Origin of the sequence: Clostridioides sp. GD02367, assembly GCF_045900275.1 — a bacterium.
GTDB classification, from domain to species: Bacteria; Bacillota; Clostridia; order Peptostreptococcales; family Peptostreptococcaceae; genus Clostridioides; species Clostridioides difficile_A.
The window spans coordinates 331,570-355,203 of record NZ_JBJODK010000004.1; the positions used below are offsets into that span (position 1 = coordinate 331,570).

23 protein-coding genes are annotated in these 23,634 nt (G+C 27.9%); 12 read left to right on the forward strand and 11 right to left on the reverse strand.

From position 1 onward, the window contains the following. Positions 1-217: 217 nt before the first annotated feature. The gene (locus tag Q3223_RS07890; RefSeq protein ID WP_054269859.1) at positions 218-634 is read right to left on the reverse strand and encodes a helix-turn-helix domain-containing protein; all 417 of its coding nucleotides are present in this window, start codon (positions 632-634) and stop codon (positions 218-220) included. 296 nt (positions 635-930) lie between these two features. Between Q3223_RS07890 and Q3223_RS07895 the strand changes: the two genes are divergently transcribed. Together Q3223_RS07895 and Q3223_RS07900 are read left to right on the forward strand one after the other, a co-directional pair. Further along, complete coding sequence (locus Q3223_RS07895; protein ID WP_003428146.1) at positions 931-1,140, forward strand: helix-turn-helix transcriptional regulator; 210 nt, start codon at positions 931-933, stop codon at positions 1,138-1,140. 31 nt (positions 1,141-1,171) lie between these two features. Continuing rightward, positions 1,172-1,381, forward strand: coding sequence for a hypothetical protein (locus Q3223_RS07900; protein WP_054269860.1), 210 nt, complete (start codon positions 1,172-1,174; stop codon positions 1,379-1,381). Between the two features lie 206 nt (positions 1,382-1,587). Here the strand turns inward: Q3223_RS07900 and Q3223_RS07905 are convergent, their stop codons facing one another. The 3 genes from Q3223_RS07905 to Q3223_RS07915 form a co-directional block, all read right to left on the reverse strand. Next, positions 1,588-1,986 carry a helix-turn-helix domain-containing protein gene (locus tag Q3223_RS07905; RefSeq protein WP_054269861.1) on the reverse strand — a complete coding sequence of 133 codons (399 nt, stop codon included), beginning with the start codon at positions 1,984-1,986 and terminating at the stop codon, positions 1,588-1,590. Between the two features lie 421 nt (positions 1,987-2,407). Then, entirely contained in the window at positions 2,408-4,915 is a 2,508-nt protein-coding gene (locus tag Q3223_RS07910) for an MFS transporter (protein WP_284181798.1), read from the reverse strand. 4 nt (positions 4,916-4,919) lie between these two features. Then, a complete protein-coding gene (locus tag Q3223_RS07915; protein ID WP_219673637.1) occupies positions 4,920-5,462 on the reverse strand; it encodes a TetR/AcrR family transcriptional regulator in 543 nt (180 codons plus the stop codon). A gap of 245 nt (positions 5,463-5,707) precedes the next feature. Here Q3223_RS07915 and glpK point away from each other — a divergent pair, with 245 nt between their 5' ends. Continuing rightward, positions 5,708-7,222: a glycerol kinase GlpK gene (gene glpK / locus Q3223_RS07920; RefSeq protein WP_167640048.1), complete on the forward strand. Its 1,515-nt coding sequence runs from the start codon at positions 5,708-5,710 to the stop codon at positions 7,220-7,222. Positions 7,223-7,336: 114 nt separating this feature from the next. Here the strand turns inward: glpK and Q3223_RS07925 are convergent, their stop codons facing one another. Then, positions 7,337-7,966 carry a TrkA C-terminal domain-containing protein gene (locus tag Q3223_RS07925; protein WP_021384134.1) on the reverse strand — a complete coding sequence of 210 codons (630 nt, stop codon included), beginning with the start codon at positions 7,964-7,966 and terminating at the stop codon, positions 7,337-7,339. Between the two features lie 584 nt (positions 7,967-8,550). Here Q3223_RS07925 and Q3223_RS07930 point away from each other — a divergent pair. Genes Q3223_RS07930 through Q3223_RS07945 form a run of 4 tightly spaced genes read left to right on the forward strand, consistent with a single transcriptional unit; the run spans position 8,551 to position 12,322 of the window. Next, entirely contained in the window at positions 8,551-9,342 is a 792-nt protein-coding gene (locus tag Q3223_RS07930) for a 5-oxoprolinase subunit PxpA (RefSeq protein ID WP_167640049.1), read from the forward strand. A gap of 28 nt (positions 9,343-9,370) precedes the next feature. Then, entirely contained in the window at positions 9,371-10,591 is a 1,221-nt protein-coding gene (locus Q3223_RS07935) for an NRAMP family divalent metal transporter (protein ID WP_054269866.1), read from the forward strand. A 19-nt stretch (positions 10,592-10,610) separates the two neighbouring features. After that, positions 10,611-11,306 (forward strand): 5-oxoprolinase subunit PxpB, encoded by a 696-nt coding sequence (gene pxpB, locus Q3223_RS07940; protein ID WP_054269867.1) that lies wholly within the window; start codon positions 10,611-10,613, stop codon positions 11,304-11,306. A 29-nt stretch (positions 11,307-11,335) separates the two neighbouring features. Then, entirely contained in the window at positions 11,336-12,322 is a 987-nt protein-coding gene (locus Q3223_RS07945) for a biotin-dependent carboxyltransferase family protein (RefSeq protein ID WP_054269868.1), read from the forward strand. Between the two features lie 222 nt (positions 12,323-12,544). On the opposite strand, the gene Q3223_RS07950 is transcribed toward Q3223_RS07945, so the two are convergent. Then, complete coding sequence (locus Q3223_RS07950; RefSeq protein WP_054269869.1) at positions 12,545-13,111, reverse strand: helix-turn-helix transcriptional regulator; 567 nt, start codon at positions 13,109-13,111, stop codon at positions 12,545-12,547. A 336-nt stretch (positions 13,112-13,447) separates the two neighbouring features. On the opposite strand from Q3223_RS07950, the gene Q3223_RS07955 reads away from it, so the two are divergent. The 3 genes from Q3223_RS07955 to Q3223_RS07965 are packed head-to-tail and all read left to right on the forward strand — an operon-like array spanning position 13,448 to position 17,803. Next, positions 13,448-14,515 carry a mandelate racemase/muconate lactonizing enzyme family protein gene (locus tag Q3223_RS07955; protein ID WP_054269870.1) on the forward strand — a complete coding sequence of 356 codons (1,068 nt, stop codon included), beginning with the start codon at positions 13,448-13,450 and terminating at the stop codon, positions 14,513-14,515. Between the two features lie 18 nt (positions 14,516-14,533). Then, positions 14,534-15,694, forward strand: a complete 1,161-nt coding sequence (locus tag Q3223_RS07960) for a DUF819 domain-containing protein (RefSeq protein ID WP_407811812.1) — start codon at positions 14,534-14,536, stop codon at positions 15,692-15,694. A 12-nt stretch (positions 15,695-15,706) separates the two neighbouring features. Then, complete coding sequence (locus Q3223_RS07965) at positions 15,707-17,803, forward strand: CocE/NonD family hydrolase (protein WP_054269872.1); 2,097 nt, start codon at positions 15,707-15,709, stop codon at positions 17,801-17,803. 66 nt (positions 17,804-17,869) lie between these two features. Here the strand turns inward: Q3223_RS07965 and Q3223_RS07970 are convergent, their stop codons facing one another. After that, positions 17,870-18,214: a RidA family protein gene (locus Q3223_RS07970; protein WP_054269873.1), complete on the reverse strand. Its 345-nt coding sequence runs from the start codon at positions 18,212-18,214 to the stop codon at positions 17,870-17,872. Between the two features lie 292 nt (positions 18,215-18,506). Here Q3223_RS07970 and Q3223_RS07975 point away from each other — a divergent pair, with 292 nt between their 5' ends. Further along, positions 18,507-19,397: a DMT family transporter gene (locus Q3223_RS07975; RefSeq protein WP_054269874.1), complete on the forward strand. Its 891-nt coding sequence runs from the start codon at positions 18,507-18,509 to the stop codon at positions 19,395-19,397. Between the two features lie 230 nt (positions 19,398-19,627). After that, complete coding sequence (locus tag Q3223_RS07980; RefSeq protein WP_054269875.1) at positions 19,628-20,914, forward strand: Gfo/Idh/MocA family protein; 1,287 nt, start codon at positions 19,628-19,630, stop codon at positions 20,912-20,914. Positions 20,915-21,001: 87 nt separating this feature from the next. Here the strand turns inward: Q3223_RS07980 and Q3223_RS07985 are convergent, their stop codons facing one another. From Q3223_RS07985 to Q3223_RS08000, 4 genes are all read right to left on the reverse strand, one after another. Further along, the gene (locus Q3223_RS07985) at positions 21,002-21,445 is read right to left on the reverse strand and encodes a regulatory YrvL family protein (RefSeq protein WP_074178930.1); all 444 of its coding nucleotides are present in this window, start codon (positions 21,443-21,445) and stop codon (positions 21,002-21,004) included. Between the two features lie 9 nt (positions 21,446-21,454). After that, positions 21,455-22,249 carry a M55 family metallopeptidase gene (locus tag Q3223_RS07990; protein WP_054269876.1) on the reverse strand — a complete coding sequence of 265 codons (795 nt, stop codon included), beginning with the start codon at positions 22,247-22,249 and terminating at the stop codon, positions 21,455-21,457. Between the two features lie 439 nt (positions 22,250-22,688). Continuing rightward, positions 22,689-23,051, reverse strand: coding sequence for a hypothetical protein (locus tag Q3223_RS07995; protein ID WP_054276362.1), 363 nt, complete (start codon positions 23,049-23,051; stop codon positions 22,689-22,691). A gap of 87 nt (positions 23,052-23,138) precedes the next feature. Further along, positions 23,139-23,615 carry an SAM-dependent methyltransferase gene (locus Q3223_RS08000; RefSeq protein ID WP_054276363.1) on the reverse strand — a complete coding sequence of 159 codons (477 nt, stop codon included), beginning with the start codon at positions 23,613-23,615 and terminating at the stop codon, positions 23,139-23,141. Positions 23,616-23,634 lie beyond the last annotated feature (19 nt).

Here is a 23,634-nt window from a genome sequence, read left to right on the forward strand (position 1 = left end):
TAATTTTAATAAATATTTAGTTATAATAACGAGATATTACTTGAAACTAAAAATTTACCACATTTATATTATGTTTGACTTTTGTATAAATAATTACATTCAAGTAAAGCAAAATATACTAATTATTTTATCATAAAACTATAAAAAAGAAAATAAATGAAATAAAAATATTAGAACTAAGAAATGATGTAAAATCGTATCAAAAGCAACATAAAAATTATTTATCTATTTTCTCATCCTTATTTTTATTATATTCAGTTTCTTTCAAATCTTTCTCTTTTTCATATTCATGAAGTTTTAATTCAATCATACCTTCTATTTTGGCCTTATCATAATCACTTAACTTTCTAAAATTATTTAAAAGATTTATTTCATTAGAGTTTATACTATTAAGTGGATAATTTGAGGATAAATCACAAATTAAATCTGGCTCTTGTGAAGAAGTTCCATTTAATAGCCAGTCCACTGAAACATTAAATATCTCAGCTATAGATTTTAATATTTCATAATTTGGCTTTCTAATATTTCTCTCAAATTTACTTAAATTATCACAGTCTAACATTTCTTCTAATTCATATTGTTTAAGATTTTTTGTTTTTCTTAAATAAACAATTCTTTCTCCTAAAGTATTCATAAACACTCTCCATTCAATTAATGTCAAAAAGACTTTCTAAAATGTAAATAGCTGCAAAATAAAGGTCAAAATGACATGAAAAACATTGACTTAAGGTCAAAATGACTTTATAATTAATTTAATGATACGAAATTACATCCTAATTTTAGCATAAAGTAATCAAAAAATCTTATTTAGTATCAAATAAATTTATGTACTTAATATTTGTATATATCAAAAAAATATACTAAATATAGGAAGGTGTGTAAACTAAAAAACAAAAGGAAGTATAAATCACTTAGAAAGGAACTTGATAAATGGATGCTCGAAAAAAATGGATACCTTTTTTAGGAGTACAAGTTAAACAAAGACTTATTGAATTAAATATGACTCAAAGAGAATTAGCAAAGAAAATAGGTGTTAATGAAAACTATTTGTCAGCCATTCTAAATGGCAGAAGGACAGGTAAAAAGTATAAATCATCAATTTATCAATTGCTTAATATAGAATATTCAGAAGATGATTAGCAAATAGTATGTGAAGTAGGTGAGTATTCTTATGTGTAAATCAGATTTGGATGGAGTAATAGAGTGCTGTAGAGCGATTGACGATTTTATTATGGCTCTTAATGGTATAAAAAGTTTAAATATGGAAAGATTAGATATCTTAACTATATACTCTAGTACATGCTCAAGCCTTCTTAAAGAGGGTAATTACAAAGGATGCACAATTGTATATAAAAAGATGCTGGAAGAGTTGAAAACATGAATAATACATTTCTTGGGAACCTAAATAATATATAGGAATGTACAACACTGTTCAAAATACATAAACTAAAATATGGATAGGTAATCTAAATATTATTGAAATTAGATTATGCTTATTTTTAAATAACTTAATATCCATATTTTAGTAGTCTGTTACAAAAAAAGAAAGTTAATAGATGATGTAAAATCGTATCAAATTATGTATGTTTAAACCATTTTATCTTCATTAGTATTAGAGGAATGCTTTTTTAAGTCTTTATATTCAGATATCTTAAGTTCAAGTATTCCTTCTATTTTTATTTTATCACGCTCATTTAATTGTCTGTATAGATTTAATATCTTTATCTCATCATCAGTAACATGTAGGTAATCTTCCTTATTTTCTTTTACACTATTGTTAGAGTTTACTTTTTCTTTGCCATATAGAAGCCAGTCAGTAGTAACATCAAAATAATCAGCTATTGACATTAATATATCACAATTAGGTTTTCTATCTCCAGTTTCATACTTACCTAAATTTTCAAACTTTAAAATATTCATAAGTTTACGCTGAGTAAGTTTTTTGGAATTTCTTAAATAAGCAATTCTTTTTCCTAAAGTATCCACAAAATACACTCCTTTCTTTTTATTGTCAAGGTCAAAATGACATTTAAAATAAAGATATCAAAATTTATATGTAAAAAACTAACAAAATAAAGTCTAGTTGACATTTTGCTTAAATTAATATGCTCATACTATGATTTTAACATATTATAGTTGAAAAGATGTGGTTTATTTTGATTTGTATATATTTTTTGATAGACGTAATTAGGTATGAAAGGTGAAAGGGTTAAGAATAGGGTTTGTAAATTAATCTATAAATTTGGTTTGATAAACTAATGTTATTTTTTAACTGATTATAAAAATGACAAACAGTAAAAGAGAAATAGTATTATATTGTAGTTTATGTTAATCAATTATAAAAAAATTTATGAATTTAACATTTAAGACATAAGATAAATCTACAATATAATACTATAACATTCTTTTATCTAGTTTTATTTTCTTTATAGAATAACAATATTACGAATGCAAGTAAATTTATACAGAATACTGTTATATACATCTGTTTAAACCCTGAGTTTAGAGTAGATTGAAGTGTATTCTCTATTTTTGTTCTATTGTTTTCTATAGAATTTATATAATCTAATTTTGATTTATCAAAAGCCTTTGGTATTTCAGTTTTTACTTCTTGTGTCTTTGCTAAAACTGATTGAAGTGATTTTTTTTGTTGCTCCATAGTGCCAAGGCCTTTTTCCATGTCTTTCTTTTTATTTATAGAATCATTTAGCTTACTTTGAAGTTCCTTTTTTTGACTTTCCATTGTTTTGAGTTTTTTATTCAATTGTTTCTTTTGAGTTTTACTTTTCTGTAGCTTTGTGTTTAATTCAGCTCTTGCTTTTTTTAATTGTTGTATTTGAGCATTTAAACTTTCCTTTTTTTCGTTTAAATCTGGTTTATTTTCACCCGAATTATTATTTTTATTTTCTGTAGAATTATTTTTATTGTTGTCAGGATTAGAATTACTAGTATTATTTTGTTCTTGGTCATTTGAGTTATTTTCGTTATTAGTAGGAGTATTTTCTTGTGGTATAGTAGGTATTTTATTGTAAGCAATTGTCAATTCATTTATGGCTTTATCTTGCTTTACAAGACCTTGTTCCATACCTTTAATACCTTTATTAACACCATCAATGCCTTTTTTTATACCATCTATTCCTTGATTAATGCCAGCCCTAGCTTTTATCATATTGTCAATACCTATTTGAATTCCTTTAATACCACTATTTAGTTTATTTTCGCCTTCTTCGATACCATTTATTCCACTTTGTGTTCCATCTATTCCTTTTTGTACATTTGTCTGGATTTTATTAATTACAGATGGAACTTTTTCATCAAACATGGTTGTTGATATTTCCTTTGTGATATTGGTAATGTTGGTTGTATCTGCTGACTGAACCTTATCCAACAAGTATTTTGGTAGTTTACCACCTGTCATATCCATGTTGATATTTGATGTATCATCCATATTTGGTATAGAAACATTTTTTAAATTCTTTGCCATTTCAGGGTCTGACTTTAAATCATCTATCATATTTTCAAGTTCTTCAAGTTGAACTATTTTAGGTGTTGATGGTTTTCCAACTAAGTCCATAATATTATCTTGTACAGATAACCCTGCATGTGCTATAAAGCCAATCATTATAGCTGGAGAAATTGAAGTTCCAATTGAGCGTATCAGAGACAATGTAGCAAGTGCTGAATTAGATTCTTCTAATCTTGTATTTGATAACATCATATAGTTTAGAGGAGTTCCCATAGTAAATCCCATACCTAAGCCCATAAACATTAGACTTATACATACACTAAATACTGTATTTGTTTTTAGTGCAATTAATACCAGATAAAGAGACCCTATCATGGATACAGAAAAACCTAATAATAGTATTTTCTTTGCACCAAACTTATCAATAAGTCTACCGCTTAAAGGAGCAGCAACACCTGCAAATAATCCTAATATAGCAACAAAATATCCACCAGAACCAGCATTTATTTTTAATGCATTTTCAGCATATTGTGGAACAAATACCATACCCATCATTCCAATACCAACAATTAAAGATAAAATAAGAACTATCAGTATTCTTGGATTTAAAAAATATTCAAAATTTAAAATAGGGTCTTTAGCCTTATTTTCAATAAATATAAAAATAGGTATAAGTATAATAAATGCCAATAAGTAAGGATAAACTGATATATCTTGCATAGAATTTGTAAAGTTAAAAAAGTCTATATTCATAAGACCATACAATAATGATACAATTATACATATCAACATTAATGTACCAAGTTTATCTATTTTTTCTGTAGATGTAGACTTATTATTTTTAATACACAAAATTCCACCAATAAGTATGATTAAGCAAATCGGAAGATTTACAAAAAATAGCCATTTCCAATTTTGAGTTCCAAATATACTTAGAATTGTGCTACCAATACTTGAACCTAAAATATTGGCAATACCATACGTTGCTCCAACTAAACCTAAAGCCATACCTCTTTTATTCTCTGGGAAGGTAGTTCCAAACTCTGCTGTAGCAATAGGCATAATTCCGCCACCACCAATTGCCTGAATAACACGACCAATTAGTAAAATATTGAAATTGGAAAATAGTGATGATAATCCACATATTAATGAACCACTACCAAATAGAAATATGCTAACTAAATACACATATTTTCTTCCTATTTTATCTGCTAATTTTCCAGAAATAGGGATTACAGATGCATATGTTAATGTATATATGGTAATCATCCAAATTCCTGTCTTTTCATTTACTCCAAGACTATTTTGTATAATTGTTCTTGCTGGTGATACTATTCCTGTATCAATAGCTCCCATAAATATACCTAAGAGATAAAGTATAAGTACTAAAAATATTTTTGGATTACTATCCTTGTTCTGAATACTAGTATTAGAATTCAAGGCAAACACCACCTTAATGTATTAATTTTTCAATATAGGGTTTTAAATCTTTAAATTCTATATGAGTATATGTTGAGTATGAAAAAAACATTTTAATAATTATATTGCATACTAATGTGTCATTATTAAAAAACTTTTCTTTTTCTAAAGCCTCATATACTTTATTTGAAAGCTGCTCATGAAAATCATCTTTATGTTTTTTCATTTCAAAAAATCTTTTAGTCTCAAAAGTGTTTAAAAAATCATTGTATTGAATATTATGAACCTTGTTTATAAAATTTCTTATTTCTGTAAAAATAATATCTAATTTTTTAATATAATCTTCAGTATTTTTGTTGGAGTATTCAATTCGCCTTATCAATAAATCCCATTCCGATTTTGTTATGTATTCTATTATTTCTTGTTTTGAATCAAAATAATTATATACTGTGCCTGCACTTATACCACATCTTTGAGCTATTTTCCTTATACTAATATTGGAGTAGTCTTCTTCTAGAATCATGTCTCGAGCCACTTTTAGTATATCTTCTTTTACATTTTCTAAAATCTTTGGCATATTACCACCTCTTTTATTAAAATTATTATGAACACTGTTTATTATAAACCTTTAAAATTTATTAATCAATATGTAAGCTATAATGTATAATATTATTATATAGATATGATATAAAATAAGTGTCTTATTAGAAGTATCTAATTTATTAAATTTATACTTAAGTATGATTATTTACTTAAATATGTAATATTAGATTTTTCTTTTTAATAAATTAAATATTATTATGTGATAAGGAGAATACTGTGATGGAAAAGAAGTATGTAATGGCACTAGACCAAGGAACAACTAGTTCAAGAGCTATACTATTTAATAAAAAGGGTGAAATAGTAAAAATCGCACAAAAAGAATTCAAACAAATTTACCCAAAAGCTGGGTGGGTAGAACATGACCCTATGGAAATATGGGGTTCACAAAGTGGAGTAATGAGAGAAGTTATAGAAACAGCAGGAATAAGGCCAGAAGAAATTGCTTCAATAGGAATAACTAATCAAAGAGAGACTACAATTGTTTGGAGTAGGTATACTGGGAAACCGATTTATAATGCGATAGTATGGCAGTGTAGGAGAACATCAGAAATATGTGATGAGCTTAAACATAAAGGGTTAGAAGAACTAATAAAAGAAAAAACTGGTCTTTTAATAGATGCATACTTTTCAGCAACAAAAGTAAAGTGGATATTAGATAATGTAGAAGGTGCTAGAGAAAAAGCAGAACAAGGAGAGTTGTTATTTGGGACTATAGACACATGGTTAATATGGAATTTGACACGTGGAAAAGTACATGTAACAGATTACTCAAATGCATCTAGAACGATGATGTACAATATAAATAGTTTAGAATGGGATAAAGATATACTAAGAGAGTTAGATATACCAATAAGCATGTTACCATCAGTAAAACCCTCTAGTTATGTCTATGGCCATACAGATGAACGTATGCTATCAGGAGCTAAAATACCTATTGCTGGATGTGCAGGAGACCAACAAGCAGCATTATTTGGTCAAAACTGTGTTGAAGAAGGTACTGCAAAAAATACTTATGGAACAGGTTGCTTCCTACTTATGAATACAGGTAGTAAGATAGTAAAATCTAAACATGGACTGCTTACAACAATTGCTTGGGGTGTTGATGGAAAAGTGACATATGCATTAGAAGGAAGTATATTCATAGGAGGTGCATCTATTCAATGGCTTAGAGATGAATTAAAGATAATTGAATCTGCGAAAGATAGTGAAATGTATGCAAATAGAGTAGAGGATACTAATGGTGTATATGTAGTACCAGCATTTACAGGTCTTGGAGCTCCATATTGGGATATGTATGCTAGAGGGTCAATCTTAGGTCTTACAAGAGGTGCAAAAAAAGAACATATAATAAGAGCTACATTGGAATCGATTGCTTATCAAACAAAAGATGTCTTAGAAGCGATGCAAAATGATTCAAAATTGAAATTAAAGTCACTAAAAGTTGATGGTGGAGCAAGTAATAATAATTTTTTAATGCAATTTCAGTCAGACATATTAAATGTAGATATAGATAGACCTAAAATAGTAGAAACAACAGCTTTAGGGGCAGCATATTTGGCAGGATTATCTGTTGGTTTCTATATTGGAAGTAATGAAATCCCATCAAAATGGTCAGTAGAAAAAGAATTTAATCCAAATATGAATGAAGATAAGAGAAATAAATTATATAAAGGTTGGAAGAAGGCTGTATCAAGAGCTTTAAGTTGGGAAAAAGAAGATGAAGTAGATATTTAAAAAGTAGTCAAAAACAAAATTTATTTGAACTTAAAAAGAGCTTTATGTAAAATATGAAGCTCTTTTTTTATTGTTTACTTACACTTTTTATACAATCATACTAAATTGTATGATTTATTTTTCACTTTCATATAAGAACATTGGTATAGAGTTGTAAATATGTTTGTCTCCAACAACTAAGAGAATATCTCCATCTAAAAACTCGATATACGGGCCAGGAGATATTATAAGTTCCTCACCTCTTTTAATTGCAACTATTGTAGCACCTGTGTTTTGCCAAAATTTAGTTTGAGCAGCTGTTTGTCCAACATACTTACATTTAGAATTTATTGTGAACTGAACGGGCACTAAAGGATTTATTATTTCAAGTCTGTTAGAATAATCTAAAATTTTATTTATAGTATCCAATATTTCATTCTCTAAATTAGATTTAGTATCTATTAAATTATAAAGAGTTGATTTATATGATGATATATTTGTAATATCCCTGTATTTTTTTATAAAAGAAGAAGCTTTGTCTGGAGATAATACAATAACACCTTTACCCTTTATGCTTTTAACAACACCAATATCTTCTAAAATTTTAACAGCTCTTCTTATAGTTTCTGGAGATACATTGTATTTACCAGCCAAAACAGAACGTCCAAATAATACTGAATCCTCTTGTATTTCACCTGTATATATTTTATTTGCAATATCCAAAGCTATTTTTTGGTATATTGGCATCGTATAATTTTTATCCATTGTTTTTCCCCCAATACAAAATTTATGTTAAAAAATATATAATCTTAATAATACTATTGTATAATTTATAGGTTTGTATGTCTACAATATGTACAAATATTGTCTTTGTTTTAAAATAATATTTTAACATGTATTTAGTATACATGATTTTATTATACGTAAAACTCTATAAAGATTTACTTAAGAGAATATAAAGATATTTTATTTACAAAAAACAATAATTATATAGATGAAACAAACAAATGAATGAAGAAAAATACTTCTGTCTTGCATACAAAGTGATTAAAATTGAAAAATACTTTAAAAATGAAAGTCAAATGCCTTTTTTTAGGTAGAAATGATTAATTATTAACTAAAAAATGGCAAAAACATTTTTTGAAAAAGAAATACAAATGAATGCGAAATTAAAATAATTGCAAAAATATTCCTCAAATGGTAAAATTATATTATAAAATGCAACGAAATAGTTGCAAAACTAAAATTGAATAAAAGTAATAAAATATTTCATGCAATATATAAAATAAACAAAATTTAAAAATTAAAACTACTTATTCTATCAAAATGCTAGTGAGGGGGGTCATAAATTGTATAAAGTAGATTTAAATAGTGATTTAGGTGAAAGTTTTGGAGCATATAAGGTTGGTTTAGATGAAGAAGTTTTAAAATATATTTCATCAGCTAATATAGCTTGTGGGTTTCATGCAGGTGACCCTAATCATATGGACAAAACAGTAAAGTTAGCTAAAGAAAATGGCGTGAAAATAGGGGCGCACCCAGGTTTTCTAGATTTAATGGGATTTGGAAGACGTGAGATGAAAATAACTAGGCAAGAAGCTAAAGATTATACAAAATACCAATTAGGAGCTTTAATGGCTTTTGCAAGCTCAAATGGATGTAACATACAACATGTAAAACCGCATGGAGCCTTATACAATATGGCAGCTAAAGATAAAGATTTAGCTATGGGTATTTGTGAGGCTATATATGAAGTAAACAAAGATATCATACTTTTAGGATTATACAATAGTGAAATGATAAATTCTGCTAAAGAGATTGGGCTTAGGTATGCAAATGAAGTATTTGCAGATAGAGCTTATGATAATAATGGATTTTTAGTTCCAAGAAGTGTAGAGGGTGCAGTTATACATGATACAAAATGTGCAATAGATAGAGTTGTCAAGATGGTAAAAGAAGGAACTGTAGAAACTTTAACAGGTGAAGTTATACATATCAAAGCTGACTCTATATGTGTTCATGGGGATAATCCAAAGGCAATAGAGTTTGTTAAAGAGATAAGAAAACGCTTTGAATTAGAAAATATAGAAGTTTGTCCATTAGAAGATATGGAAGCTTGTTCATCAGAAAACATGGTTTAAGACTGATAATATGAGGGGGAGATAAAATATGAGTACAAAAAATATTACTGATAAAACGAAAAATAAAAAAGATGTTGGGGCACTTATAGGAGCTGCTTTTATAATGGCAACATCAGCAATTGGACCTGGTTTTTTAACTCAGACAGCACAATTTACTCAAGATTTTGGGCCGAGTTTTTCGTTTGTAATCTTAATTACAACAATTCTTTTTATAGGAGCTCAAGTAAATGTATGGAGAGTAATTGGTGTATCAGGTCTTAGAGGTCAAGATATAGCAAATAAAATAGTGCCTGGATTAGGTTATCTAGTTGCTTTTTTAGTAGCGCTTGGAGGATTAGCTTTTAACATAGGAAATGTTGGTGGAGCTGCACTTGGTATGAATGTAATGTTTAATATGAATATGACACTTGGAACTATATTAAGTGGATTGATAGCAATATTTGTATTTATGTCAAAAAATTCAAATTCTCTAGTAGATAAGATAACTAAGTTTTTAGCATTAGGTATGATAATTATAGTTGGATATGTAGCAATATCTAATCATCCTCCTGTTGGAGAGGCAGTTTTTAAAATGGTAAAACCAGAGAATCCAAAAGGGCTTATATTCCCAATAATAACTCTACTTGGAGGAAGTGTTGGAGGTTATATAACTTTTGCTGGAGGACATAGACTGATAGATGGTGGAATAACAGGAGAAGAAAATATAAAAGAAATAACTAAATCTTCTCTTTTAGGAATATTAGTTGCAACAATGATGAGGGTTCTTCTATTTTTAGCAATATTAGCAGTAGTTTCAAAAGGTCTTCAACTTGACCCAGAAAATCCAGCTGCTTCAGCTTTTAAATTTAGTGCAGGAGCAATAGGATACAAATTCTTTGGGCTTGTATTATGGTCTGCTGCAATTACATCAGTTATAGGAGCTGCTTATACATCAGTCTCTTTCTTAAAAACATTAAACCCTTTTATAGATAAGAATGAAAAGTATTTCATAATAGGATTTATAGCAATATCAACACTTATAATGGCATTTATAGGAAAGCCAGCAACCTTATTAATTTTAGCAGGTTCTTTAAACGGATTAATACTTCCAATCACATTAGGAATAATGCTTATAGCATCTAAAAGAAAAGATATTGTTGGAGATTACAAACATCCTACATGGCTTTTAATATTTGGAGTAATAGTAGTATTAATATCTGCCTATACAGGAATAACTTCTCTTAGTAGTCTAGGTACTTTATTTGCTTAATTTAGAAGAGGTGACATTTATGAAAACTAGATACTTGCTATCAGGAGATAAAGCAGTAGTTGCTGAGTTTGGAAATGAGATATCAGAAGATATAAATAAAAAAGTAATTTCATTTATGAGGGCAATAGAGATATCAAATCTTAAAGGGATTGTCACAGAAATGGTGCCAACATATAGGTCACTTATGATAAGTTATAATCCTCTAAAAATAGATTTTGATAGTTTAATTGAGCGTTTAAAAAAAATAGAAAATAATTTAGAAAGTATAGAATTACCAAAACCTAAAATACATGAGATTCCAGTATGTTATGATAAGGTTTTTGGTATAGATATTGAAAATGTTGCAAGTCATAATAATCTTACTGTGGATGATGTTATAAAAATACACACAAGTAGAGATTACTTGATATATATGTTGGGATTTACTCCTGGTTTTCCGTATCTAGGAGGTATGGATGAAAGAATAGCTACACCTAGACTAGAGGTGCCAAGAACTAAAATTTATGGTGGAAGTGTTGGTATAGCAGGTTCTCAGACAGGTGTATATCCTATCGATAGTCCTGGAGGATGGCAAATAATTGGTAGGACACCTTTAAAATTATATGATGAAAATAGAGAAGAACAAATTTTACTTAGAGCTGGAGATTTTATAAAATTTGTTCCAATAACATTAGATGAATTTATAGAAATTGAAAAAAATAATTTGAGTATTTAAATATCGTTATAGTACAGGGAGTGGTATATATGGGATTCAAAGTTGAATTAGGAGGTTTCCAAACATTAATACAAGACAGAGGTAGAGTTGGATATGGACAATATGGTGTATCTGGTTGTGGGGCAATGGATGAGTATGCACATAGAGTGGGAAATATATTAGTTGGAAATTCTGAAGATGAAGCTTCTTTAGAAGTTTTAATGTTGGGCCCTACAATTACATTTGATGAATATACACAAATAGCAGTAACTGGGGGAGATTTAGGAGCTAGAATAAATGGAAAAGAAATTCAAAACTGGAGGTCATATCAAATAAACCCTGGCGATGTATTATCATTTAGAGGTGTAAAATCAGGAGCTAGAGCATATGTATCAATAGCTGGTGGAATAGATGTCCCACTTGCAATGGGTAGTAAATCGACTTATACAAGAGCTAAGATTGGTGGTTTTGAAGGTAGGGCACTTAAAAAAGGTGATTATATAAATACTTTCATTCAGGAAAAAGATTTTACAATAAATAAAAAATTAAATTCAAAATATATTCCAAACTATAGTTCAGAAATAGTCTTAAGAATTGTAAAAGGACCTCAATTTGATGCTTTTTCTAAAGATGAAGTAGAAAAGTTTTTATCAAATGAATACAAAGTTACAAATGAAATAGATAGAATGGGTTGTAGACTGGATGGAGAGAGTATAAAACACCTTAATGGAGCAGATATTATATCTGATGGTATTTCTTATGGAGCCATACAAGTACCAGGACATGGAAAACCTATTATAATGCTATCTGATAGACAGACTAGTGGTGGATATACTAAAATAGGAAATGTAATAAGTGTAGATTTGTATAAGTTGGCACAAGCAAAGCCAAATGATGTAGTAAAATTTGAATTTGTAGATATATATGAAGCACATAGATTGCTGAGGGAACAAGAAGAAAAGATTCAAGATATTTACAAGAGTATGAAAAATATAAGAGTTGTCAAAGCAAAAGTGTTAAATGATATAGCAGTTTAATTTAACCTTAATAAACATAACTCTTATTATAAATTAAAATGTAATTTACAAATAGCTATTTACTATTTACCATAATTAAGATGGTTTAGTTAGTCAAATAGCTATTTTTTGGTTTAAATAAATATTATAGATTTAAATAAATACTTCAATTTGAAAGTAAAAGTAGTATTTAAATGTTTTTATTTTGTAGCATATATAAAAAGTATGTATTTTATATAGTGTTTATTTAGATTTTATTGGCCAAATTGGAGGAGAAATAACACCATATCCACGAGCTATTGTATCTTTACTAGGATTGATGATTTTATGAGGTATGTTGGCTTTTATAAATGTTGAATCTCCTGTATTCAATCTTATTATTTTTTCCCCCATACAAATATCAACCATACCACTTGTTACTACCATGATTTCTTCTGATGCGTGATATATACAATCTTTAGCATCTTCACTTTCTGGTTTAAGTTCAAATTCTACAAGTAAACTTGAAGGAGTAAATTCAGATGTTGGCATTGGAGATACTATCTCATAAAACATTTCACTTCTTGGAAATTTCATCATAACTCTATCTTCTTTTCTAATGACTAAATCATCAGTATTATTATCATCCATAAACATATATAAAGGAGTATCTAAAACTTCAGCAATTTTTCTCAATGAAGACAATGATGGTTCAATAGCATCTCTTTCTATCTGAGAGATATAACTTATAGATAAATCTGTCAATTTGGAAACATCACTTAATGTTTTTTTCTTGCTTTTTCTTATATTTCTCATCTTTTCACCTAACATAAGAACCTCCAATTAATAAAATTAATATAAATATTCGATAAAAACAAAGTAATTATAGCATAACATAGAATTAGTGGCAATAAGAATAAATAGAATATTTTGATAATTAGAATTCAATTAAATGTAAATAAAAATTTATAAAAATCAATTATTGTTGAATTAATATAATAAAAAAGAATTTAGCATAGAAATATTAATTAAAAGAAGATTATTGAAGAATATTTTAGAAAATAGTAAATTTTCAGTAAATTATCTTGACATATGTATTGAAGTAATAATATAATTTGAAGTATAAAATTTAAAAAATTAAATTATAACTTCAAAAAGGAGGGTAATATGAAGATAACAGATATAAAATTTGAAAAACTAAGAATTAGATTAAAAAAACCTGTGGTAGTTTCATTTGGAGTAATTGAATATGGGGAAAGTATAATTTTAAAAATTGAAACTGATGAAGGATATTATGGATTTGGTGAAGCAGCTCCTCTTGCAGCAGTAACAGGTGAAGTTTTGGATAATGTACTTTCAATATTACTTATGTTTAAAAAAGAGCTGATAGGAAAAGACCCACTGGATATTGAAATGATACATACAATCATGGATGGAATTATAATAGGTAATACTTCTGCAAAAGCAGCCATTGATATAGCTTTATATGATATCAAAGGAAAACTCATGAATGCACCTCTTCATAAAGTTCTTGGAGGGTTTGATAATAAAGTTCAAACAGATATTACTATAAGTATAGATAAACCAGAAAAAATGGCAAAAGAAGCTTTAGAAAAAGTTAAAGAAGGCTTTAGGATATTGAAGCTTAAAGCAGGGATAAACCCTGAAGATGATATTGAAGCTGTGAGATTAATTAGAGAAGCTGTTGGAGAAAGCATAAGAATTAGAATTGATGCAAATCAGGGGTGGAACGTAAATAGTAGTATAAATACTATCAAAAAATTAGAAGAATTTGGTGTTGATGCAATTGAACAAGCACTTCCATATTGGGATTTGGATGGAACTGCTTACATAAGAAGTAAGAGTAATATAAAAATTATGATGGATGAATCACTACATTCACCAATAGATGCTATTAAAGCTATAAAAAAGGATGCAGTTGATACCTTTAATATTAAGTTGATGAAATCAGGAGGAATATACCCTGCTATAAAAATTAATAACATAGCCGAGTCAAGTGGGGTAAATTGTATGTTAGGATGCATGCTTGAAACGAGAATTGGTATAACAGCAGCAGCAAATTTAATTGCATCTAAAAAAAATATAACAGAAGCTGACCTTGATAGTTTCATGTTTTGTGAAGAATTAAATGGTATCTCTGGAGGATTTGTGATGGATGGAGATATTATGAATCTTGTCAATAAACCAGGCTTAGGAATAGAAGTAAACTTATGATAAAATTGGAGGTTAAATATGAATACACTTTTTTCAAGTACAGGAAGTATACTTGCTATAATGACATCAATGATTGCATTGGGTTTTTACTTACAAAGATATAAAGCTATTAAGAGTTTAGGACCAGCACTTACAATAATCATAATGGGAATAATACTTTCAAACTTAAAAGTAGTTCCAATAAGTACTGAGTTATATGGAACTATTTCTACATATGCCATTCCAGTCTCTATGACTATAATGTTGATGAGTGTTGATTTAAAAGAAATGACAAAGTTATCAAAAGAGCCTTTGATTGCAATCTTTGTAGCTGTATTAACTGTAAGCATAATGGCATTTTTATTTGGACTTGTATTTGCAGAAAAAATATCAGAAGGTTGGAAAGTTGCTGGAATGTTTGTAGGTACATATACTGGAGGAAGTGCTAATCTTACAGCCATTGGTACAGGTCTTAATGTAAGTCGACAAACTCTTGCAGCAGCAAATGCAGCAGATTATGTAATTGGAGTACCAACATTAATATTCATGTTTGCTCTACCAGCTATACTAAAGAATTCAAAGAAGTTTAAAAAACTTTGGCCATATCATGTAGAAGAATCAGAATTAGAGGATGAGCAGAATGAAGAATTTATGGAGTCAAAAGAGTGGAGTATTAAAGATATTGCTTGGATGTTAGCCATAGGTTTTGTGGTTACAGAGGTTGCAACAATTCTTTCTGGATATTTCAATTCAAGTTTTAGTAGTGCAGCAAGAATTCTTTTAGTTACAACTATTTCAATTATAATTGCTCAGTTAAAGCCAGTAAAAAAGCTAAAAGGGAATTTAGATTTAGGATTATTTGTTGCATTATTCTTTTTATGTACTATAGGTTTTTCAGTAGATATAAAAGAGTTTTTAGGTTCAACTTTCACCATAACACTTTACTGTTTTAGCATAATTTTTGCTTCATTTGTTTTCCATCTATGTATAACTAGACTTTTAAAAATAAAGTATCAATATGTAATACTTTCTATAGTAGGAGCAATTGCTGATGGACCAACTTCAGCTTTAGTAGCTGCATCTGCAAAATGGAATTCACTTGTAAGTGTGGCAGTGGTCATGGGAGTAATTGGTGGAGTATTAGGAAATTATGCAGGTATATCAGTGGCATATGCTATAAAAATGTCTTTGGGATTATAGGAGGTGATTTAATTGCTAAAATTTAGGCTATATATATCTGGATTATATAGTGGAAATGTAGTTTTTGATAATGAGTTATTAATTGAAAAGTTAAATCCTTTTACAAATAAAATCGAAAGTTTAAAAATAATAAGTAAAGAAGAAAATGCATACTATTTAAATCTTACAAAAATGGATTTAAACTCTTTATTTTATAACTTTGATGTATACACTAGTAGTTTAATAAATACAAATAAAAGCGTCATTATAAATAAGTTAGGAGAGACATATTCTAGGCTTAATGAATACATATGGGTTCAAAGAAATAAAAAATTTCCATTAGATATAATTATTGTGGATAATAAAATAGTTGGTTTCATATGCTTATCTAGGGAAACTTGTACTATATTAGTTATGGATGGATATGAAGATTATACTGTATTAAAAGAATGGAATAAAACTCATAAAAATGAAAAGATATATTCTATAAAATTTGGTGGAAATTATATGGTTGATATGAAAGATGGAATAAAACTTTCTACAGATGTGTATCTTCCTAACTTTATAGATTCTACTAAAAAAGCACCAACAATTCTTATGAGAACTCCATATGGAAAAGAAAATGATAAAGAAATATATTATAAATATGTACAAAGAGGATATGTTGTTGTCATACAAGATGTTAGAGGAAGAAATGAATCAGAAGGTGATTGGGAGCCGATGATTCATGAAAGGGAAGATGGAGATAGTACTATAAACTGGATAGTATCACAGAAATGGTCAAATGGCATGGTTGGCATGTTAGGGGCATCTTATCTTGGTTATGTTCAGTGGGCAGCTGCATCTTCAAGTAATAAACATCTTAAAGCTTTAGTTAGTATAGTAACATCAGGAAGTCCTTTTATTGACATACCAAGAAAAGGAGGAGCCTTCGTATCTGGTATGCTTGCATGGGCATTTATGGTATCAAGAAATAAAGTTGATAGAAGTAAAATGGTAAGAGATGATTGGGATGATGTTTTAAACATACGACCAATACAGAATATACCTGTTGAAGCTCTTGGGTATAGGATTAAGTTCCTAGAAGAATGGCTAAAAAGAGTAGAAAAAGATGAGTATTGGGATATGATGGATTGGCATTCACAAAAAGGTAAAATAAATGTACCAGCATTGGTTGTATCTGGATGGTATGATGATAATGGTATGGGTACTACAGAAGCTTTAGATGTAATAAAAGGTTATGAAAAAGGAAAGAGAAAGGCTATCTTAGGTCCATGGATGCATAACTCAAATACTTTAAGAGATATAAATGGTATTTCTTTAGGAAATAATTCATTGAGATATGATTTGGATTATAATTATCTGCTATGGTTCGATAAATACTTAAAAGGTATAGAAAACAATATAGATAAGACTGCTCCAGTAGAGTATTATTCTGTTGGTTCTAATAGGTGGAAGACAGAAACAAATTGGCCAATAAGAAACAAAATAGATAAGCCTTTATATCTAATAAGTGATGGGAATGCTAACACATCTTTGGGAAATGGAAGATTAGTATTTGATAGTGCTTTAGAAGAAAAGTGTGATAAGTATATATATAATCCTAAAGACCCATCAATACAACTAATTGATATGTCAGAAAATGAAGTTGGTGTTCCAAATAACTATAGGGATTTAGAAAAAAGAAGTGACATGTTGTGTTATACATCAGATGCTTTTAGTGAAGAATTTACTATAACAGGTGATATAAAGTTAGAGTTCTTTGCATCAAGTTCTGCCAAAGATACTGACTGGGTTATAAAAATCATGGATGTAGATTTAGATGGGAATTCAATTAAATTAGCTGATGGTATACTTAGTGCTAGATTTAGAAATGGTTTTTATAAGTCGGAGTTTATGGAAGAAGGAGAGATTTACAAGTTCTCAATTATAACTTCAAAAATATCAAACACATTTAAAGTTGGTCATAAAATTAGACTAGATATAACATCTAGTGCTAAAAACTTTATTTTTCAAAATAGCAACACTGTAGAAGGTTATAATAGTATTGAGTATATAGAAGCAAAAAATGTCATTTATCATGGAGGTAAATATCCATCCAGATTGATATTGCCTGTAGAAAATAATTAAATTGATATGGATAAAATAGTAAGGAGATATAATATCAATATTATATCTCCTTGTTAGTTAAATTAATTATTTTGTAGCTGCTACAACGCTCATTTCAACTAATAAATGCTCTCTAGCAAGTCTAGCTTCAACACAAGCTCTAGCAGGTTCAAATCCTTTTTCAACCCAAGCATCCCAAACAGAGTTCATAGCTTCAAAGTCTTTCATATCTCTTAAATAAATAGTAACAGATAATAAATGTTGTTTATCTGAGTCATATTTGTTTAATAAATCTTCTATTTTAGCTAAAACTTCAGTAGTTTGTTCAATTACTCCACCTTCAGCATGAGTTTGTCCACATAAGTAAACTGTGTTGTTATGAACTACAGCTCTACTCATTCTTCCAGTTCCTTCATATCTTTTTATTTCCATGTTTTAAATACCTCCATAATTAAAAAATCTATTAAAAATCTAAATAATAAATTAAAAAAAGTCTATACTATATAAAATTATATTATATATTGTAATAATAATCTATAAAAACATACAACTTTTTAATTATAATTATTATTGTTATTAATTGAAAAGCTTTATTAGTTGCTTGACATAATTTATACTTTTAATTATAGTATAAATTGGAATATTTAGATAATTATTATTTAATCTATTAGTAGAAGTCTTTAATTAATATGACTTTATATATTTATATAGAAAAGAGGTAAGTATGAGTAGTACAATCAAATCAAATCGAATAAAGGGCATAATGTTCATAATATTATCAGCTCTTGGTTTTGCAATGATGTCTGCATTTGTAAAACTAGCAGGGGATTTACCAAGTTTTCAAAAAGTGTTCTTTAGAAACTTGGTATCAGCCATAATAGCATTTTGGCTTATCATAAAACATAGAGGTAGTCTAACTGGTAAAAAGGAAAATTTAAAAGTGCTTTTATATAGGTCAATATTTGGAACTTTAGGAGTTATATTTAACTACTATGCAATTGACAGATTGATGCTTTCAGATGCTAACATGTTAAATAAAATGAGTCCATTTCTTGTAGTTATATTTTGTGCAATTGCTCTAAAAGAGAAAATAAATGTAAAACAGATAGGAGCTATTATAATTGCATTTATAGGGGCTTTATTCATAATAAAACCAACATTTAGTGTAGAAGTGATTCCATATCTAGGAGGAATTGCTGGAGCTATATTTGCAGCAATGGCATATACATGTTTAAGGGTTCTTGGAGATAGAGAAGATTATTATACAATTGTATTTTTCTTTTCAGTATTTTCGTTGATTACTGTAGGGCCAATTGCTTTTGCAGTATATGAACCAATGACTCCTATGCAACTTATATATTTATTACTAGGAGGCGTATTTGCAAGTTTAGGTCAATTTGGGATAACTCTAGCATATAAGTATGCACCTGCTAAGGAAATTTCTATATTTGACTATAGTAATATAATTTTTTCAGCAATTTTAAGTATCTTCTTGTTCAATGTTTATCCAGATATGCTAAGTGTTGTTGGATATTTAATAGTATTTTCAGCAGCATTTTATATGTTTTTATATAATAAGAAGTTAGATAAATTAGACAAAGAAAATAGAAGATAATAAAGCAATAAGATAAATAAAAATTGTGTTTAGAGTCTGTATTTAATACTTAAGATTTTGTATTGACGTTAAATAATATATAGATTGAAAATATTTAATATACTGGTATAAAACAGCAGTTAAAATTGAAAAGTTATAACTGCTGTTTCTTTTATTAAAAATATCCAAATGTATGTAAAAATAGACTATAATAGAGTAGTATAAATAATATAAAGGGGATAAATTAAAGTATGGAAAAGGTGAAAATTGCTGTAATTGGAGCAGGTAATAGAGGAACATATGCATATGCTCCATATATTTATGAAAATTCTGATGTATGTGAAATAGTTGCTGTAGCTGAACCTAAAAAAGGAAGAAGAGAATTATTTACACAAAAATATAATTTAGATAGCAAAAACGTATTTGAAACTTTAGAAGATTTTTTTGAACAAGATAAAATGGCAGATGCAGTCATAATAGCTACAAATGATGATAGACATTATGATGTAGCAAAACTAGCTTTTGAAAAAGGCTATCACATATTATTAGAAAAGCCAATGTCTAACAGTCTAGATGGTTTGGTGCATATAAATGATTTATGTGATAAGTACAAAGATAAGATTTTTATGATTTGTCATGTACTTAGATATTCTCCATTTTATAATAAATTAAAAGAAATTGCAGAAAGTAAGAAATTAGGAGAACTGGTTAGTATACAGTACAATGAAAATATAGGATATTGGCATTTTGCACATAGTTTTACTAGAGGAAATTGGAGAAATAGTAATGAAACAAGTCCTTTAATTTTAGCTAAGAGTTGTCATGATATGGACATCTTATTATATTTAGTAGGTAGTAGATGTAAAAAAATATCTGCATTTGGAAGTTTGAAGCATCTTAACAACCAACATGCTAGTGGAGAAATGGCACAGAACTGTCTTCAATGTTTAGTTGAAAAAAAATGTCCATATTCAGCCAAGAAAATTTATCTAGAAAAAGATAGAAGCATAAACAGAGCTGTTCATATAAATCCGACAGAAGAAAATATTTTAAAAATACTTGAGACTAGCCCATATGGAAGATGTGTCTATAGATGTGATAATAATGTTGTAGATAATATGGTAAATATATTGCAGTTTGAAAATGGAGTGACAGCTACTTTTAATTTATGTGCATTTACTAAAGAAAGCGGAAGAACTATAAAGCTAATGTTTAGCCATGGTGAAGTTGGCGGAGACTTAAATAAAAATGAGATAAGAATTAAAGAATTTGGAAAAAATGAAGAAATAGTTATAAAACCATCAAATAAACAGAATATGGTAGAGGAATATGACAGAAATCTTATTTCTGAGTTTGTTAAATTAGTTTTAAATAAAGAATTAGAAAAGAGTAGAGTAGCAGCGAAAGAGGCTATACAAAGTCATGTAATGGCATTTGCAGCTGAATATTCAAGAATGAGTGATGAAGTAGTATATATAGAAGATTTTTTTGATAATGCGAAACAAATGACTAGAGAGATAGAAGAAACTATATTTTAATTAAGAAAACTTGTTAAATAAAATAAAGATAGATTATATAATAGATACACTAATGTATGTGTTCTATCAAAAAATCTATCTTTTTTATTAGGACTTTTTCTTATCTCTATCAAAAAAATCCATACATTCGGATAAAAGATAAGAGAGTAAAGCGAATAAGATTTCTGTACTTAAAGGAATCGTTATTGAATCCATAAATGTATCAATTATGTTCATAGCTAGAAAAGTTAGTATAAAATCAATTATAAATTCGCAAAATTTATATAATGAGTAAGGTAATTTGTTTACATATCTAAATATATCTAAAATAGTAGTGCATAAAAAATCAATTGGGGTAGTTATACAAAAATATATTAAAAAGAAAATTAGTACAGACCCAAGAGATTTATATTCAAAACCTAAGAATGATAAGAAGCCAATTCCTATAACCGTGAAAATACAAAAAGTTATACCAAAAAAAACAGCAAAAAATAAAAATACAGAAATAAATTCGCCTAAAGGAATTCTTCTTTTATTACTTATCTTAATCAACTCCTTAATTTATATAAATAATAACATTCTTAAAAATTCATAATAGTCTTCTGTTTCAAATAATATTGTTTGAGAATCTATTTTTTTCATATTTGGATAAAAAGAAGCTTTAAAAGCCTTGTAATGTTCTCTAAACTTTATTTCTATCTTGAATTTATCAGGTAATTTTATTAAGTGTCTAGATAAATCTCCAGATAAAGCTTTTTTAACACCTTTTTCTATTTCTTTTAGTGCTAGATTTGGATGTATTGAAATTGAACCATTTCCAATTCCTTTTGATACAGGTATAGTAACTATATTTGGGTTTAGTTTTTTTGCACTCTCACAAAGCATTTCATCTCCACTTAAAAATGCTACAGGAACATTATAATATGCAGCAATATAAGCATTTATAGTAAATTCAGACGCTATTTCATCATTTATTTTAAAATAGTCGTAATCAATATCCATGGTATGAGAAAGTGGATTACCATTACAAGTAGCTCCAGAATGATAACCAGTAAATATACATGCATCAAAGCTTTCATCAATTCCAGCCATCATAACTAGTGGGTCTTTAGTCCATCCTCTAAGTATTTTTACATTTTCAGGTAAAATGTCTGGATTAATATTTCTACCACTATCATGTGCATCTTTAACAAGTATTTCATACATGCCAGATTGAGTAGCTCCATTACATGCAGCTGCTATTTCTTTGCTCATTTGTGTTCTGTAGTGATGTGAAAATTCGCATTCAAGTTTTGTCTCATCCCAATTTACAATACCACAAGTACCTTCTATATCAGCACTTAAATATAATTTCATAATATAGACCCCCTTATATTTATTATTAATGATAATAACAGATAACAGAAAAATATAATCAATAAAGGTCATAAAAATATTATGTCTTACTATTAATTATTATTAAATCTGTAACTGGAAAATTACTGAACTAGTATTAAAAATATAATACTAAGTACATCTATTTGTATAATTTTTTTATGTATAATATTTATATAAGATTGTAACATATAAGTGGTTACATTTACTAGTTTAACATAGTTAAGTATCATTTTTAAGTTAAATTGTTTATAGAAACTATTATATAGATTTGTAATTAATTAGTTAGAGAAGGCAAAAAGTAGAAAGTTATAAGAAATAAAAGTAAAAAAATAGAGAGTTATAAGAAATAAGCTGATAATTAATGTACAAAAGTGTACTTTATAGTTGCTAAATAACTCTCAAAAAGAAATGTATTATTTTAATTGTATTTTTTATTTTTAATAAAGAAAACAATAATTATTGATAAAATAGGATTTATTGAAAATCCAAATAATGTCCAGAAACTACTATTAAGGTTTTTCTTTGTAGAAATTTTATTACATGCTATTAGGATTATTATATAAATGATACAATTTAATATTCTAAATATATGTGGTATAAAATTTTGAGCAAGTGCAAATAAAGTAAATGCGTAAAATAAGCCTATGAAAGCAAAGAAAAAGTAGTTTAAATTTTTGAATTTTGGAAGTTGTTTTTTGTTATCATTAATTGACATGATAACACCAAGAACCATAGCTATCCATCCAAATAAATTTGCTGCTTGTAGACTAAATATTGTCATGTATTTTCTCCTTTATATTTATTTATATTTAAGTATACAAGATAATTTACTAATATTAAAGCAAATAAAAGGAAGAATTATATAGTTTTAAAATTCAAATTCATTTTCCCAATCAAATTCTCCTGACTTTTCTACGCTTTTAGGCCAATGATTGCACCATTTAGGAACTGATGGATTTTCAATTCTATCAACACTTGGAGTATATGGTTTTAAGTCAATAACAGGGCTATTGTCATTAGCATCAATATATGGGATTTTTATTATACCATTTTCATGGTCTATATTAATAATTTGTACAGTAGTTAATGCTATTGGATTAGGTCTAATAGGTGACCTTGTTGCAAATATTCCCATAATATCTGGCGCATTTTTATATGGTTTTGGAGTTTCTAAAATATTTCTTAATTCGGTATTATCAAATCCATCTGCCCACCAAAGTACATTTAAGTGAGCAAAGTCATCAAGTTCTTTTAGTGCGGGTATATATTTTTTATCCAATTCAATAAAGATTTCTTCACCTTGAACACGTATTTTTCCTATAGGATTTACTGATATTTGTTTCATAATATTACCTCCAATTATT